We start from the raw sequence: 18,206 nt of genomic DNA, 5'->3' as shown, positions 1-18,206 counted from the left end.
AGTAATATGATAAAAAATAACGAGTTAAAGATGTGACGTATATTTTGTGTTAGACAATGAGATATGTTTTATGTATGGTACTGCTGTGCGACATAAAGATAAGGTATGATGCAAAATATACTAACATAATAACTTGTTATTTTTTTGAGTAAACATTAAAGCAGTAAATACTTATAATTGGAAATTAACAACAGTTGATAAAAATTAGTTCATAACGTATAATTAAAAATTGGTATAATCGCTATTAGCAAAATTATTGATAAAGAATTTAGGATTAGGAGGGAAAATATTGAATTTTTCATTTTTGGGAAAATACTCTGAATATTATTTAAAGGGTGCAGAGATAACAATCGTATTAGCATTTTTTGCAGTGTTATTTGGGACAATTTTGGGGCTTGGATTAACACTTTTAAGACGTTCAAAAATTAAGCCAATTAGTTATATAGCAACAGCTTATGTAGAATTTGTAAGAGGTACTCCGCTTCTGGTTCAAATATATATAATATATATAGGTTTGCCTAAGTTAATTGGTATAGACATGCCTGACATGACTGTAGGTGCAGTGGCCTTATCATTAAATTCAGCAGCCTATATATCTGAGATAATAAGAGCCGGTATTGAAGCAGTTGATAAGGGTCAAATGGAAGCTGCTAGAAGTCTAGGAATGAATCAAAGTTTAGCAATGTTTCATGTTGTAATACCTCAAGCATTTAAGAATATCTTACCTGCCCTTGGTAATGAGTTTATTTCAGTTATAAAAGAATCTTCAATGGTTTCTGTAATTGGAGTTGCAGAGCTTATGTATAATGCCGGCATAGTAAGAGGAAATACAGCTTTAGGTTTAGAACCAGTAATAGTTGCGGCAGTAATTTACTTTATTTTAACTTTCACTTTGACAAGAGGATTGGGTTATGTTGAGAGGAGGCTTAAAGCAAGTGATATACGTTAAAGATTTACATAAAAGTTTCGGAAAGAATGAAGTTTTAAGAGGAATAGATGAGCATTTAAAGAAAGGTGAAGTTGTTGTTGTAATTGGACCATCTGGTTCAGGAAAGAGTACATTTCTAAGATGCCTTAATTTATTAGAAACTCCTACATCAGGACAAATTACTTTTGAAGGTAAAGATATAACATCAAAAGCAACTAATATAGATAAAATGAGAGAAAAAATGGGGATGGTATTCCAACATTTTAATTTATTTCCTCATAAAACTGTATGTGAAAATATATGCTTAGCTCCTATGAAAGTAAAAGGAATGTCAAAAGATGAAGCTAAGAAGATTACAGTATCTTTATTAGAAAAAGTAGGATTAGTAGATAAAATAGATGCTTATCCAGCTTCGTTATCAGGTGGGCAAAAGCAAAGAATTGCGATAGCTAGAGCATTAGCTATGCAGCCAGATGTTATGTTATTTGATGAGCCAACATCGGCATTAGACCCTGAAATGGTTGGAGAAGTTTTAACTGTTATGAAAGATCTTGCAAAAGAAGGAATGACGATGGTCGTTGTAACTCACGAAATGGGCTTTGCAAGAGAAGTTGGAGATAGAATACTATTTATGGATGGTGGAAAAATCGTAGAACAAGGAACACCAGACGAAGTATTCAAAAATCCAAAAAACCCACGTACAATAGACTTTTTATCTAAGGTTCTATAGATACTTTAGAATTATTCATATATCAACCGAAATTGGATACATGTTTATTCCATAGGACTAGTGAAAATTTCGATGGAAAACACTAAATGGCAGGATGCACCCGCTTCTGCTTGCTCCTGATTTTATCAGGACAAGCAAAAAACGGAACAACCTGCCATTAAGTGTTTTTTCAGCTTATTTTCACATGCCTATTCCATTTCGGTTGTTTATCACTTCACTTTAAGTGTAATGCTTATCTACAGTAATTACGCAGTTATAGGATGGATGATATTTTTTTACGCCATCAGATATTAACTTTGCAAGTTCATCATCGGATATAGGGGATACCTTTGATGGTTCTATAACCACATCAAAAATTAAATTTTTAACCTCACCTTCACCTACTACTCTAAAGTCATGTATTGAATCGATGTAATCATATTTCTTTATTATAGATAGAATTTCGTCGTATGCTGATTTAACTTCGCCTTCAATAACGCATATAGGGTCAATATGTATTACTAAATAGATTCTAAGGGCTTTTGAAATTTCTCTTTCAGCTTTATCTATAATTTCATGAATAGCTACAACGCTGATGTCACTTGGTATTTCAGCATGAATTGACGCCATGCATTTACCAGGGCCATAATTGTGAATAATTAGATCGTGCGTACCAAGTATGTTATCATAAGAGGTTACCATTTCTGTAATAGAATTAACGAGTTCATCATCTGGTGCCTCACCTAAAAGAGGGTTTATAGTATCTTTGACTAGATTAAAACCAGAGTAAACTATAAATAGTGCTACAATCATTCCGATATAAGCGTCAATTGGAAAGGTAGTGAACTTGGCTGCTAAAAATGATATTACAACACAAGTGGAAGTAAATACATCACCTAAGGCATCTGTAGATGATGCTTTTAATGCAGCAGAATTAATTTTTTCACCCATAAACTTATTAAACCTTGAAAGCCAAACTTTAAAAAAGATTGATACAAAAAGTAATAAAAAAGGAACTAGTTCAAAAGTAACAGGAGTTGGATTTACAATTCTTTCGAAGGATGATTTAATAAATTGAATTCCAACTAACATTACCATGAAAGCTACAATTAGAGCAGAAAGATACTCAATTCTTCCATGACCGAAGGGATGCTCTCTATCTGCTGGCTTATTTGAAAGTTTAAAACCTAAAATAGTAATTAAAGAAGAGGCGGCATCAGAAAGGTTATTAAAAGCATCAGCCATAATAGCTATACTTGAAACAATAATTCCAACAGAAAGTTTTATAATAAATAAAATTACATTCAGTAATATTCCAACTATTCCTCCAATTACACCATAGGCATTTCTAACTTTATCATCTTTAACGTTAGAATTATCCTTTATAAATCTGTGAACAATAAAATTAAAAAACATTTAAGACACTCCAATCTTCTATATCAATAATTACCAAAAAGGAATATAATCATTATATTAAGGCATATTAGAAAAAATAACAAGTTACGTGAATCTATTTTATGCTGTACTATATTTCTATATTCATTTAATATTTTAATTTTGATGAAGTATGTATATTTATTATATATAAATGCATATTTAATAATTTTGATATTGTAATTATATGTTGAAAAAACTTTAGAGTAGGAGCATTTTTTTATGTAATAGAGTATTTCTGGAGTTTATTAATATATATTTTATTCATTTTATGTATATTCTAAGTTTATAGTCTTAGCTGACTGTGTTATAATTATATAGAAAATATTCAAGGGGGCAGTTTTATGAAGGATATTATATTTACTGGTGCGGCAGTCGCAATTGTTACACCTTTTACAGAAGATGGAATTAATTTCTCTGAATTAAAAAAGTTAATTGACTTTAATATAGAGAATGGAAGCGATGCAATCGTAATTGCAGGAACTACAGGTGAATCTTCAACTATGACTGATGAAGAGCATAAGGAAGTTATTAAATTTACAGTTGAGTATGTAAATAAAAGAGTTCCTGTTATTGCAGGTACAGGTTCTAATGATACTATTTATGCAGTAGAATTATCAAAGTATGCTGAGAATGTTGGTGCTGATGCACTTTTACTAGTTACACCATACTATAACAAAGCTACTCAGAGTGGTTTAATCAAACACTATAATTATATTGCAGACAGAGTTAATATTCCGATTATTTTATATAATGTACCATCAAGAACAGGAGTTAATATATCACCTGAAACATATGCTGAATTGGCTAAGCATCCGCGCATAGTTGCTACCAAAGAAGCAAGTGGAGATCTTTCAGCTATTGCAAAAATAAAAGCTCTTTGCGGCGATGAACTTAATATTTATTCTGGAAATGATGACCAAATACTTCCTATCTTATCTCTTGGAGGAAAAGGTGTTATTTCAGTTTTATCAAATATTATGCCTAAGGAAGCTCATGATATTTGTAGCTTATATTTTGAAGGTAAAGTTGAAGAAAGCTGTGAACTTCAAACAAAATACTTAGATCTTATTAACACATTATTTATAGAAGTGAATCCAATTCCAGTAAAAACAGCGTTGGGGCTTATGGGATATAATGTTGGACCGCTTAGAATGCCATTATTCCCTATGGAAGGTAAGAATTTAGAAATATTAAAAGAACAACTTTCTAAAAATGAGCTTATATAGATTTATTGCATAGATAAATAAGTTGAAAATTATGTTTTAGAACAATAGAATTAATATTTATTAAAAAAGGACGCTTTGATGTTATAAAATTAAGCGTTCTTTTTTGAACTAAAATATTTTGTATATTGTATCTGAACTAAAATTTAGATGTATTCACACTTTAAAATAAGAACGAATAAAATATTTCTTTAAAAATATAAAAAGTTTTAGAAAAACTATGTAAATATTAAATTTAAATCATATATCCTATATAGAATATTAATTTATATGGGAGTGTGTTGAAAAATGAAAGAAAGAAAAATTGTTAAATTAAGAGTTGATATGTATGAAGATACTAAATCTAAAATAATAGATAGAATGAATGAAAGGGATCTTATTCACTATATTTGGATTAGGCTTATTGCTTTAGCTGGAAAGGTAAATTTAAAAGGGGAGTTATTTTTATCTAGAAATATTCCATATACACTAGAGACTTTAGCTATAGAATTTAATAGAGAGGCTATACAAGTAAAATTAGTTTTAGAAGTATTAATAGACTTAGAAATGCTTGAATTTACTGAAGATAATATTTATAAAGTAAAAAACTTTGCAAAACATCAAAATATTAAAGTAAATGAGAAAGTTAAAGAAAAAGATATTGTGGAAAAAGAAAAGGGCTCTGATGAGAATGAAGAGAATCTTAAAGAAAATCTAATGATCATTGATTCAAAGACTAGTAAGTATAAAAGTATTGATGAAATTATTAAGAATAAAACTTCTGAAATCGAAGAAAAGAATATAGTAATTTCTAGAGAAGCAATAAATAATGACGATGATGAGAATAATAGTAATAATTTTAATGAATATAGAGAAAATCCTGTTGGCATAAATTCTGAGTTTATAGTTACAAATAGTATGCTGAATGAAGCACACATAAATAATGATAATATGATAAGAACTGAGAAAATCAGTGATAATGAAATTATAAACATTAACATGAATACTCTAAATAATAAAAACATCAATGAAAATAATGTACATTCAAGCATTCCAACATCCTTACAAAAGAGAAAGAAGAAGAATAAAAGCAGAGGAAAATCTAAGGATAAAGGTAATGTCAATGAGATTAATTTCAATCAAGATGAGGAAGAAATAGTGGAATTTCATTCAGGAGATATACCTTTAGGTGAAGGCGAAAAGGTAGTTATGGCATTTAGTATGTAATCATTAGCTTAATTAAAATAATATAAAATTTTTTAGAGAAGCAAACATAGAAAGTATGCATTATTTTCTAAAAAGGTATATAATATTAAAAGTGAATTCAATATTGTTTAATATTTTATATGAAAAATTTAATTTATGTAGGGAGAGATAATAACTATATGAATAACGCGCAAGAATTATTAGATTTTATAAATAAGGGTAAGACTGCTTTTCAAAGTACTTATGAAATTAAAGATATCTTAGATAAGCAAGGTTATACAGAGATTAAAGAAGAAGATAAATGGGAGTTAAAGAAGGGTGGAAAACACTATATTATAAAAAACGACTCTGCATTAATTGCCTTTGAAATAGGAAATGGTGATATTGAAAAAGATGGATTCAGATTAATAGGAGCACATACTGACTCGCCTGGATTTAGAATAAAGCCAAATCCAGAAATGAAGGTTGAAGGACATTACGTTAAGTTAAATACTGAGGTCTATGGTGGTCCAATACTAAGTACTTGGTTTGACAGACCTTTAAGCATAGCGGGAAGAGTAACCTTAAAGGGGGAAAATCCATTCAATCCAAAGGTTGAATTATTAGATGTAAACAAGCCAATTTTAATTATTCCTAATTTAGCAATACATATGAATAGAAGCGTAAATGAGGGATATGAATATAATAAGCAAAAAGACACCTTACCAATGCTTGCATTAGTTGAAGATAAGTTAGAAAAGGATAATTATTTAATTAACTTAATAGCAGAAACTTTAAAGGTAGATTCTAGCGATATATTAGACTTTGATTTATTTTTGTACGAGTATGCAGAAGGTATGCTAATTGGTCTGAATGATGAATTTATATCATGCGGAAGACTGGATGACTTATGGATGGTATTTGCAGGATTAAAAGCTTTAATAAGCAGCAATCAAATTAAAGCAACTAAAGTGTTAGTAGCTTTAGATAACGAGGAAATAGGAAGTTTAACATCTCAAGGTGCCAATTCATCAATTTTAGAAAATATTTTAGAGAGAATAACTTTAGGCCTTGAAAAAGATAGAGAAGATTTTAAAAGAGCATTAAGTAATTCAATAATGATTTCAGCAGATTTAGCCCATGCAATACACCCAAATTATACAGAAAAATGTGATCCTACAAATAAACCGATGTTAGGAATGGGTCCTGTTCTTAAAATAGCAGCAGGAGGAAGTTATTCAACAGATAGTTATGCAAGTGCAGTCTTTAAAGGAATCTGTGAAAAAGCTGAAGTTCCATGTCAAGTGTTTGTAAATAGATCTGATTTAAGGGGAGGAACAACTATTGGTCCTATTACAGCATCAAAGTTGAATATACCAGTAATAGATATGGGTGCCCCATTATTAAGTATGCATTCAATAAGAGAATTAGCGACTGTAAAGGATAATGAATATACAATTAAAGCATTTACTGAATTCTTTAACTAAATTTATTCTTGAATTTGAATAATAACTTACCGAAAGAGAATATACTCTGTTACTCGATTGCCAGAAAATATAACTACGGATTTCTAACAGTACAAAAGTTGCACTATTCCTGCTTGTTCCTTAGGCAAGCTAATAACAAGCAGGAATGGAACAACTCTTACTGAAGAAATACTTGTAGTTTTATTTTAAATGCAACACTGCGTAAAAGAGTATATTCTCTTTCTGATTAAATATATATCAAAATATGAATATTATTTAAAACTAGTAATGATAGTTGAAATTTAGTAAGAAATGGATTTACCTTTTTATTTTAGGTTTTATAAAATTGTTAAGTTTCTTGAAATTGTCTGTATGGTATTCGAACAACTCAAATATAAAAATATTGCTAGAATATACATCACTTGAAGTTTACTGCTAATCTAGAAAGAGACTATATGTTTTTGAGCAGTGTTCATTAGAAGATTTTGCTGGCTGTGATTCTTAGAATCACCCAGCAAAATCTTCAAAGAACCGAAGCAAACACATATAGTCTCTTTCGGTTATCTATCAGTAAACTTAAAGTATTATAAGATAGCAAGTATTTTTATATTATATAGAATAGTTTTTAAAGTTTTGGTAAAAATATCTTCATTGAGCAATTGTTTTTTATGTTGTATGGAGAAGGGAGTTTTTTACTTGAAAGGAAATAATTCTTATGGAGTGAGAAAGAATGTTTTAAAAGAGCTTGCAGAGGGATTTTCTTGCATCCATGATAACTTTAAGTATTTTAGTAAGTTATCTAAAGATGGTTACAAAGTACTTGGAGCGTCTGAATGGCTTCTTGATAATATATATTTAATTGAAAAAGAGTATAAAGCAATAAAAGTTGAGATGCCTATAGATTATTTTAAAGGACTATCTTCTGTAGGTGAAAGTAATTATAATAGATCCGGTAATGAAAGAAATGATGATGAAGAGCAGGTTCCGCGTATATTTGCTATAGCTAAGGATTATATAAATGATAAGAATACAATAAATTGCGATAAGTTGATATCTTATATAAACGGGCTTCAGGGAGATGAGTTAAATTCAGATAATAAGGAAGCCGCGTTTACTATGGGCGAATTATGGGCATTTCCGTTAATGCTTAAAATATCAATCATAATAAATTTATCTAAATATACAGATGAACTCGTTAGTATTCAAAAAGAAATCATAAAAGGAAAAGATGTAGCTGAAAATATTATAGATGCTATTAATAATAATGAATATGACAATGTAATTGACGATATAGTTGCTGAATGTGGAAATGTTAGTGATTTGTTTTTGAGGGAGTTCTTTAGTGTTTTAAGAGACAATTCAATAGATGATGAAAGAGTAAATAATCTAATAGAGACAAAATGGAAAATAGATTTAGATAATAATAAAATCAAAAGTGATTTAAGGGAAGAAGTACTAGAACGGAATATAGGAGATTATATAACTTCAATAAGAAAAATTGAGGGAATAAGCTGGCGTAAATTTTTTGAAAGCACATCTTTAGTTGAACAGATATTAAAAAAGGATCCTGAGGATGTATATAATAGTATGGATTTTGCAACTAAGGATTATTATAGGCATAAACTTGAGGAGTTGGCTAAGACCAGTGGAATTAACGAAATTGGCCTAGCAAACAATATTCTGAGCATTGCACAAAACTGTAAAAATAATAAGGAAGAAAGATTTAAGTGTCATATAGGATATTACCTAATAGATAATGGTATAAATAAGTTAAAAGAATACGGTGTAAATATAAAATCTACAATCTCTGAAAATACATATGTAGCCTTAAATATATTTGGAACACTATTGTTAAGTTTTCTTATTTTGTTTGTTGGAAGTTTATTAGGCGTGCGATATACTAGAGCTCAATACATAATTTCATTCTTAGTTATGCTAATTCCTATAAACGAAATTATAATAGGTTTGACTAACTATACCGTAAGTAAAGTTGTGGATATTAAAGTGGTTCCTAAATTAAATTTTAGTCAGGGGCTTCCTAGTAAGCAAAAAACAGTAGTTGTAATTCCAGCCATAGTGAATTCTAAAGAAAAAGTAAAAGATCTTATGAAGAAACTAGAAGTGGCCTACTGTGGAAATAAAGATAGAAATTTATATTTTGCATTGCTAAGTGATTTTTGCGATAGTAAGTATGAAACCGAAAAAGGTGATGCTGAAATAATTCGATGTGGAATTGAATGTGCTAGGGCATTAAATGAAAAGTACTCAAAGGATTTTACAAATGAAGTCAATAGCAGCACAGATGGTGAAAGTTCTAATAGATTTTTCTTTTTCAGTAGAAAAAGACTTTATAATAAAAAGCAAAACATATTTATGGCTAAAGAGAGAAAACGTGGAAAGCTCATGGAATTCATGGCTCTTATTAGAAATAGTAATGATCATACATATAATGTATTCAGTTCAGATTTTAAAGTACTTAATGATGTTAAATATCTGGTAACTTTAGATGAAGATACCTTTATGCCTAAAGAAAGTGTATTTAAGCTTGTAGGTGCTATGAGTCATGTACTCAATACTCCTTATATTAAAGGAAGCAGAGTTACTAGAGGTTATGGAGTAATGCAGCCTAAAGTAAGCATAAGCCTGGAAGCTAAAAATCAAACCTTCTTTTCGAGAATTTTTGGCGGTGAAGGAGGAGTTGACGGTTATTCAGTAGCTTACTCAGATACTTATCAAGATTTATTTGGAGAAGGAACATTTACTGGTAAAGGAATAGTTAGCATAGATGAGTTTTATAAAGTTTTACATACTTCAATAGAAGATGATAAAATATTAAGCCATGACCTTCTTGAGGGTGGTCTTGCAAGGTGCGGTTTACTAACTGATGTGGAATTTATTGATGGATATCCAGGATTTTACGAGTCAAGCTGCAAAAGACTACATAGATGGGTTAGGGGAGATTGGCAGTTAATTGGGTGGCTATTTAGTAATAAATTAAGTTCGCTATACAAGTGGAAGATATTTGATAATTTAAGAAGAAGTTTATTAGCACCTAATATACTTTTAGCACTCATTTTATCATTGACCATTTTAACTGGAAGAAATCAAATTGCACTTCTTGCATTTTTAGCTCTAGTAATTCCATTAGTATTTACGGTTACAGATTTTGTTGTAACACCTAAAAATAGATTAATGGGAACATTTAAGAATTTTGAACAAATAGTATTGATAATAAGTTTTATACCTTATCAAGCTTTTTTAATGCTTGATGCTATAGCTATCACTTTATTTAGAGTAATTTTTTCTAAAAGAAATCTTTTGGAATGGCAATCAGCTGAATCAGTAGAAAAGAACTCTAAAAATGACTTTAGGGCTTATCTAAAAAGAATGTGGATTTCTCCAATAATGGGGATTCTAGTACTTTTTTTGTCTTTTTATAGCAATATTGGGGTTATCACTTATAATTTAGTAGTGGCCGCACTTTGGATAGTAAGTCCTTATATGGCTTACTGTATAAGTATAAAGCTTCCAGAAGGTAACCAGATTACTTTGAAAAATGAAGAAAAGAATTATTTAAGAAAGATATCTAGACGTATATATGCTTATTACGAAGATTTTGTTAATGAAGAAAATAATTATCTAGCTCCAGATAATTATCAAGAAAAGCCTTTTAAAGGAGTTGCATATAGAACTTCTCCAACTAATATAGGAATGGGGATAACTTCAAGTATTGTTGCATATGACTTGGGTTATATAACAATGACAGAATTTATAGATAGAAGTGAGCTTATATTAAATAATATGAAGACCTTAGAAAAAGTGAATGGTCATTTTTTAAATTGGTATGATACAAGAACCAAGGAACCTCTCTGGCCTAGATATGTATCAGCTGTCGATAGTGGAAATCTTTTGGGGAATTTATGGATATTGAAACAGGCTATGGAGGAACTTAAAACTAGCAAGGTAATAAGAACAAAAGAGGTCATATCGCTTAATGATATTTATAAAATAATTGAAGATGAAGATCCTGCGGTTAGACTTAAATACTCTTCGCATATTGGTATTGGAGAATATTTAAAAGTTTTAAATGAAGTATTATTTAAATTTGAGTCATTAAAAGATAATGAACAAATAGGTAAGTTGTTAGAATTATCTGAGTTGAAGGATAATAATTCAGTAAATAATAATTTAATAGACTTAAATAATCCAGAGACCAAATATTGGGTTGATAAGCTTGTAAATGAAATTAAGAAAAAGATTAATTATTATAATTTCGTTTTTGGTGGCATAGATAAGTTATATAGTGCGGAATTTTTTGAAGGGGTCCCTAATTTAAAAGAAATAATCCACAAGTGTGAAGATTACAAAAGAAAAAATGGGGATAATTTCGAAAATACTTTAGGACAAAAAATCAAAGAGTTTAAAACCTATCTAGGTAAAATAGATAATATAATTAATGAAATTAATTCAATTTCAGAAGAGATGGATTTTAATTTTCTTTATGATAAGAATAGAGGATTATTTTCAATCGGATATAATGTAGAAGAAAAATCCCTTGGGGAGTCTTACTATGATTTACTAGCATCAGAATCAAGGATAGCATCCTTTGTTTCAATTGCTAAAAATGATGTACCATCTTCTCACTGGTTTAAACTGGGAAGGGCAATGACTAATGCATTCCGTACTCATTCACTAGTATCTTGGAGTGGAACTATGTTTGAGTACTTTATGCCGGCGCTAATGATGAGAAATTATCCTAAAACCCTATTAAGTCAAACTTATAAGTCTGTTATAAAAGCACAAATGGCTTTTGCTAAGCAGAAGAAAACTCCTTGGGGAATATCAGAATCTGCTTTTTATGAATTTGATGCATCGGAAAATTATCAATATAAAGCATTTGGTGTACCAGGCCTTGGACTTAAAAGAGGACTTGAAAATGATCTTGTAATATCACCGTATTCAACGTTAATGACACTTCAATTTGCTAAGAATACAGGTATAAAGAATCTAAAAAGGCTTGAAGAATTAGGAGCAATAGGAAGGTATGGATTTATTGAATCTGTCGATTATACCAAGGCGAGACGTGACAGATATATAATGAAGCTGCCGAAAAATGGAACTACAGATGAAACAGAGATATATGAAAATGGATATAATGAAAGTGATTTTTCAACAACTGAGAAAACTTATACACAAAATGTGGATAATTACGATGATTTTGTGGATAACTCTAAAAAAAGCGTGGATAACACAAGGAATAAAAATAGATATTTCGCTAACAAGTATAATGTGGATGATGTTGAAATTGTGGATAACTCTGAGAATAATGAGGAAACGTACATAAATAGCGCTAATAATAGGAATTCTGCAAGTAAGAGTTATCCACAGAAGCCTAACATGGTAAGAAATTACATGGTTCACCACTTAGGAATGTCACTTATGGCTTTAGATAATGTGCTATTAAATAATATTTTAGTTAATAGATTTCATGAATTGCCTGAAGTTAAAGCAACAGAACTTTTGCTAAAGGAGAAAATACCACAGAATGTAGTCTTTGAAAGAAATGAAGATTTTTCTATAAAGAGCAGAACATTTGAAGGAGAAACATTAATTCCAAGAATCTTTGAAGATGTTAAACAAGATAATCCACAGCTGTTATTACTATCTAACGGCAGTTACTCATCTATGATTACAGTGAACGGAAGTGGATATTCTAAGATGAATGATACTACGCTCTATAGATGGAAGGGAAGTTCTACAAGTGATGATAGTGGAATGTTCTTTTATATAAAAAATCTTAATTCTAATGATTATTGGAGTTCAACTTTTGAGCCGTGTAAAAGTACAGGAGATAAGTATCAAGTAGAATTCAACTTAGATAAAGCTAAATTTACTAGAAGAGATGGTAATGTTGAAACTAAAATGGAAGTTGTAATTTCTTCTCAGGATAATTTTGAAGTTAGAAAGCTGACTCTAAAGAATTTAGGGGATAAAGGCAGAAGTGTTGAAGTAACAAGTTATATGGAAATAACTCTAGCTGCTTTTAGTGCTGATGCAGTTCACCCTACTTTTTCTAATTTGTTCGTTCAAACTGAATATGATGAAAAAGAAGATATATTAATAGGCAGCAGAAGAGGAAGAGTTAAAAATGCTAAAGTTCCTTATATATTCCATAAAGCTGTTGTTGATGGTGAATTAGAAGGAAATATTACTTATGAAACCTCTAGAATTAATTTTATAGGCAGAAATAGAGACTTAAAGAATCCATTAGCTATGGATAATGATAAGGCTCTAGACAATACAGTAGGAACTGTTCTAGATCCGATAATGAGTATAAGAACAAGGATAAGGCTAGAACCAGATTCAAAAAGAGAAATATACTACATAACAGGAATGTGTGATTCGAAAGAACAGGCTTTAGAAATATGTAGAGAAAATGATGATAACAGCAAGCTTGGCAGGATATTTAGAAATTATAGCATAAGTACACAGCTCGAACTTAAAAATGTAGGGATAAGAAGCGCTATTGCTAATACATTTCAAAGTGCTGCAAGTTCAATATTCTTCTTAAGCAGCAATAGAAGGAATAGAGAGGAATATATAAAGAATATTTCAAAGCATCAAAAAGATTTGTGGTCTTATGGAATTTCAGGGGATTTACCTATCATTATGCTTGTTATTGAAAATGAAAAAGAAATTAATTTGGCATATAATATGATTAAATTTCATCATTACTTAAAGCTTAAAGGCGTTAAATTAGATTTAATTATATATAATGATGAGGAAGTCTCTTATGATGAGCCACTACAAAAGAATATAATGGATGCTGTAAGAGCTTCTAATGAAAGCAACTCACTAAATAAGCCAGGTGGAATCTTTATTCACAATAAAGCGACCATGAATCTTGAAATTGTTAAATTATTAATAGGTATTTCAAGATTATATGTTGATAAAAATAATAGTTTGAGCTCATATGTTTATTCTGAGAAAAAATTAAATTCATATATTGATTTAGATGAAGAAGGATTAAATTCACATATAGCATTAAGAAATAGTTCAAGGTTTAAAGATATGTTCAAAGAGGATGAAGAACCAGGAGAAGAGGATCAATTTGTTAGCAAAGATCAATCCACAGATTCTATTGATGTACCTTATAAATTTTATGATCATGATGAAGAAGTAATAAATGATGATGATTTACTTAAAAATATAAGTCAATCTGAAGAACAAGCTGATAATAAAGATGCAGAGAAGAAATATAATCACAGTAAAAAAGAAAGAGAGTTAATTTATAATTCAGAAATTTCTAGCTTAGTTGACTTAGATTTAGATATATCTGAAAAATTTAATCCATCCAATAAAGAACAAGATAGCAATATGGATGAAAACTTTAATGTGGATAACTTAGATTTCTTCAATGGATATGGTGGTTTTAATAAGGTAGATAATAGTTACGTAATTAAGTTATCTAATTATAAAAATACTCCAGCACCGTGGATCAACGTTATTTCTAATGAAGACTTTGGATTTCATATATCAGAAGTAGGTTCAGGATATACTTGGTGTGGAAACTCTAGAGAAAATAAAATAACCCCTTGGAGCAATGATTACATAAGAGATCCTATGAGTGAGGCACTTTATATTAAAGATAACATCAGCAAAGATTATTTTTCAATAACACCAAAACCTGTTAGGGATAGTGGAGATTATTTAATAAAGCATAGCTTTGGTTATTCTGAATACAGGCATACTGCTTATAATATAAAAGGAAAACTTGAGATATTTGCACCTAAAGATGAAAAATTAAAAATTCAGAGAGTTACTTTAGAAAACTTAAGTGATGAAGATAGAGATATTTCATTATTCTATTATGCAAAACTTGTATTAGGTGTTTATGAATATGAGAGCTCAAGATATATATCCACATATATAAGCGGAGAAACATCTAAAGATAAGCTATCATTAAACAATAAGAGCATTAATTCGAAGATAAATTCATTTAGTGATAATAAGTTTATAGGAGCTCATAACCCCTATAGTGAGTATTTTGGTAGGTTGAATGCTTACTTAACTATCTTAGGTGGAGAAAATATAAGTTTTACCGGGGATAATAAAGAATTTATAGGTATTGGTGGGGAAGCTTCTAGCCCAGAGGCATTAAAACATAGTAGTTTAAGTAATAATAATGGAGGGGTTTATGATCCTTGCTTAGCAGCTGCTACTAAAATTAAATTAAAAAAAGGTGAGAAGAAAGAACTAATTATACTATTTGGACAGGAAGAAAGAGAAAAAATAGAGAATGTAGTAGATAAATACAGTAATTTTGAAAATGTTCAAAAAGAATTTGATAATGTAAAACAATATTGGAAACATTTCCTCGGAAATATACAAGTTAAGACACCGGATAAATCATTAGATTATCTATTAAATGGATGGTTGTTATATCAAACCTTAAGTTGTAGATATTTAAGCAGAAGTGCATTTTATCAGAGTGGAGGCGCTTATGGATTTAGAGATCAGCTTCAAGATTCAATGTCTCTTGGTGTAGCAGATCCTGAGATACCAAAAGCTCAAATATTGAGAAGTGCATCAAGACAATATGTAGAAGGGGATGTACAACATTGGTGGCATCCAGTTGTAAATTCAGGTATAAGAACTAGATTCAGTGATGATTTATTATGGTTACCTTATGTAACTGCTGAATATATTAATGCTACTGGAGATTATGAGATTCTAAATGCAACAGCTCCTTATCTTGAAGACGAACCATTAAGAGAAGGCGAAGATGAAAGATATACAATAGTAAATCAATCTTCAAAACAAGGAACTATATATGAACATTGTTTAAAAGCTATAGAAAGAGGCTTGAAATTTGGTATTCACAATATTCCTTTAATGGGTAGTGGAGATTGGAACGACGGTATGAGCACTGTCGGTAACGAAGGAAAAGGAGAAAGCGTATGGCTTGGATGGTTCTTATATTCAATTCTAGAAAGCTTTATTGAAATAGCAGAAAAGCAAAAGGACCAAACAACAAAAAATCATTATGAAGAAAGAAAAGAATTCATAAGAGAAAATCTAGAAAAGAATGCCTGGGACGGCGGCTGGTATAGAAGAGCATACTTTGATGATGGTACACCACTAGGTTCAAGAGAAAATCCAGAATGTCAAATAGACTCTTTATCTCAAAGCTGGGCTATAATCTCGGGAGCCGCCCAAAAAGAACGTGCAGTTGAAGCTATGGAGGCAGTAGACAGAAACCTTGTTAAAAAAGATAAGGGTATGATACTATTGCTTGCACCACCATTTGATAACTCTAAGCTAGAACCAGGATATATAAAAGGCTATGTACCTGGAGTAAGAGAAAATGGAGGACAGTATACTCATGCAGCAGTTTGGGTAATCTTAGCTTTAACTAAACTTAATCTTGGAGACAAAGCCCTAGAGTACTATAATATGATAAATCCAATTAATCATGCTAAGACGGAATTAGAATGTATGATGTATAAAGTAGAGCCGTATGTCATGGCGGCAGATGTTTATATAAAAGAACCTCATTCAGGAAGAGGAGGCTGGAGCTGGTATACAGGAGCTTCAGGATGGATGTATAGGGTTGGAATAGAAAATATCTTAGGACTTAAGAGGGTTAAAGATAAAGGATACAGCATAAATCCTTGTGTACCAAATGATTGGAATGAATTTGAAATAAGAATTGCAAATGAAAAAGAAGACTACACTATAAAGGTCTTGAGATTGAAAGAACAAAATAATCAAACTAATAACGAAGCACAAGCTGCACCAACCATACCGAATATGGCAAAGAATAATATCAATAATAACATAGAGGTTATTATTGATGGAAAAACAGTTAAGGATAATTTGATTCCAAGAGATAAAGGCAAATTAAATGTTCAAGTATATATTAAATAATAATATATATAAAGATAAATTAATATTTAAAAAATAATTTTTTAAATATTAAGATTGAATTTTAATACAATATATTGGTATTTCATTTGGAAATTAACCAGTATATTGTATTTTTTATTTTTCTAAAGAACTATAATTTTATTCCAGACACAACACTGCACAAAAGAATCCAATTCCTTTCGGGTATGAGATATATTTTGAAATGTAAATAAAGTTGATAATTTTAGTAAATATGAACAGAAATCCTTTAATAATTAATATTTATTTATACAAGTATTCAACGCTTTAATATATAGATAAAATTATTAATAATTGTTTGAGAAATCACAAACACTAATTGTAGAAAGAAAAGAAGTTTTGTTGAAAATACGGCTGATTGAATATAGAATTATATTTGGTAATTATATTCAAATTATAAGGAGTATTTAAATGGGAGCGTATTATTATAAGTACAGAGGTAACATAGTTGATGTATTTTTTATTTTTTTAGGATGTATGATAGCGTCCATGGGAGTAAATCTATTTTTGGCACATGCAAGACTTCTAAGTGGTGGTGCTACAGGCATAGCTTTGATTTTAGAGTATACACTTAAGGTTCCTGCTGGTATTGGTATACTAATAATTAATATACCATTAATTATATTGAGCTATAAAAAACTTGATAGGTGCTTTACTGTTTATACAACGATAGGTATGCTTTGTCTTTCGACATCACTTATAATAACAAAATCATTAGTATATTTGATTAATATTGAACGAGATTTACTAATTTTTTGTATATATGGTGGAGTTTTATGTGGTATTGGTTACGGAATGGTTTTTTTAAGGCATGGTTCTACAGGAGGTACTGATATTATAACTATGTTAATTAGGAAAAAGTATTCGAATTTTAACATAGGTACATTAGGATTTTCTCTTAACTTACTCATAGTTATTATAGGAGCAGTGATATTTGGACTACAACAAGCGTTGTATACAATTATTTCTCTGTTTATTCAGAGTATGGTTCTTGATAGAGTATTAAAAGGCTTCAATAGTAGAAAGTTGCTTCTTATTTTAACTAGAAAGGAAGAGGAGATTATTGAGTATGTGATAAGAGACTTAAATAGAGGAATTACTTCTCTATTTGCTGAAGGTGAGTATACTCATGATAAGAAAAAGATGCTTTATTGCATTGTGAGTTCACATCAAATGGTTGAGCTAAAATCAGCTGTGCATCATATTGATCCAAATGCATTTATAACAATAATAGATACTTCTGAGGTTAGAGGAAAGGGATTCCTAAATATTTAATTTAAATAGGTTAAAAAACTGACAAAACCTATAAATTACAATTAATTAGACCAACT

The 18,206-nt window shown here is 30.0% G+C and carries 8 protein-coding genes; 7 read left to right on the top strand and 1 reads right to left on the bottom strand.

All coding sequences use genetic code 11. The annotated features are described in order from the left end of the window. The first annotated feature begins 289 nt into the window (after window positions 1-289). A complete protein-coding gene (locus D2A34_RS04660) occupies window positions 290-949 on the top strand; it encodes an amino acid ABC transporter permease (RefSeq protein ID WP_079438044.1) in 660 nt (219 codons plus the stop codon). Then, window positions 936-1,658, top strand: coding sequence for an amino acid ABC transporter ATP-binding protein (locus tag D2A34_RS04655; RefSeq protein WP_079438045.1), 723 nt, complete (start codon window positions 936-938; stop codon window positions 1,656-1,658). The genes D2A34_RS04660 and D2A34_RS04655 overlap by 14 nt, the downstream gene beginning before the upstream one ends. A 219-nt stretch (window positions 1,659-1,877) precedes the next feature. On the opposite strand, the gene D2A34_RS04650 is transcribed toward D2A34_RS04655, so the two are convergent. Next, window positions 1,878-3,053, bottom strand: a complete 1,176-nt coding sequence (locus tag D2A34_RS04650) for a cation diffusion facilitator family transporter (protein ID WP_119365891.1) — start codon at window positions 3,051-3,053, stop codon at window positions 1,878-1,880. Window positions 3,054-3,427: 374 nt separating this feature from the next. Here D2A34_RS04650 and dapA point away from each other — a divergent pair, with 374 nt between their 5' ends. The 5 genes from dapA (at window position 3,428) to D2A34_RS04625 (ending at window position 18,150) form a co-directional block, all read left to right on the top strand. Next, the gene (gene dapA, locus D2A34_RS04645) at window positions 3,428-4,300 is read left to right on the top strand and encodes a 4-hydroxy-tetrahydrodipicolinate synthase (protein WP_207669011.1); all 873 of its coding nucleotides are present in this window, start codon (window positions 3,428-3,430) and stop codon (window positions 4,298-4,300) included. A gap of 285 nt (window positions 4,301-4,585) precedes the next feature. Beyond that, window positions 4,586-5,503, top strand: coding sequence for a phage replisome organizer N-terminal domain-containing protein (locus tag D2A34_RS04640; RefSeq protein ID WP_119365889.1), 918 nt, complete (start codon window positions 4,586-4,588; stop codon window positions 5,501-5,503). Window positions 5,504-5,661: 158 nt separating this feature from the next. Further along, window positions 5,662-6,948, top strand: coding sequence for a M18 family aminopeptidase (locus D2A34_RS04635; RefSeq protein WP_079438049.1), 1,287 nt, complete (start codon window positions 5,662-5,664; stop codon window positions 6,946-6,948). A 675-nt stretch (window positions 6,949-7,623) separates the two neighbouring features. Then, window positions 7,624-16,857 (top strand): glycoside hydrolase family 94 protein, encoded by a 9,234-nt coding sequence (locus D2A34_RS04630; RefSeq protein ID WP_119365888.1) that lies wholly within the window; start codon window positions 7,624-7,626, stop codon window positions 16,855-16,857. A 429-nt stretch (window positions 16,858-17,286) separates the two neighbouring features. Then, window positions 17,287-18,150: a YitT family protein gene (locus D2A34_RS04625; protein ID WP_119365887.1), complete on the top strand. Its 864-nt coding sequence runs from the start codon at window positions 17,287-17,289 to the stop codon at window positions 18,148-18,150. Window positions 18,151-18,206: the final 56 nt, after the last annotated feature.

The organism is Clostridium chromiireducens (assembly GCF_003575225.1).
Classification (GTDB): Bacteria; Bacillota; Clostridia; order Clostridiales; family Clostridiaceae; genus Clostridium; species Clostridium chromiireducens.
Note: the sequence above shows the minus strand (reverse complement) of the source record. Positions and strands in the feature narration are given on the sequence as shown.

Coding starts and splice junctions, on each gene's coding strand:
- D2A34_RS04650 (WP_119365891.1), bottom strand. CDS start 3,053: ATGTTTTTTAATTTTATTGTTCACAGATTTATAAAGGATAATTCTAAC.
- D2A34_RS04625 (WP_119365887.1), top strand. CDS start 17,287: ATGGGAGCGTATTATTATAAGTACAGAGGTAACATAGTTGATGTATTT.
- D2A34_RS04635 (WP_079438049.1), top strand. CDS start 5,662: ATGAATAACGCGCAAGAATTATTAGATTTTATAAATAAGGGTAAGACT.
- D2A34_RS04640 (WP_119365889.1), top strand. CDS start 4,586: ATGAAAGAAAGAAAAATTGTTAAATTAAGAGTTGATATGTATGAAGAT.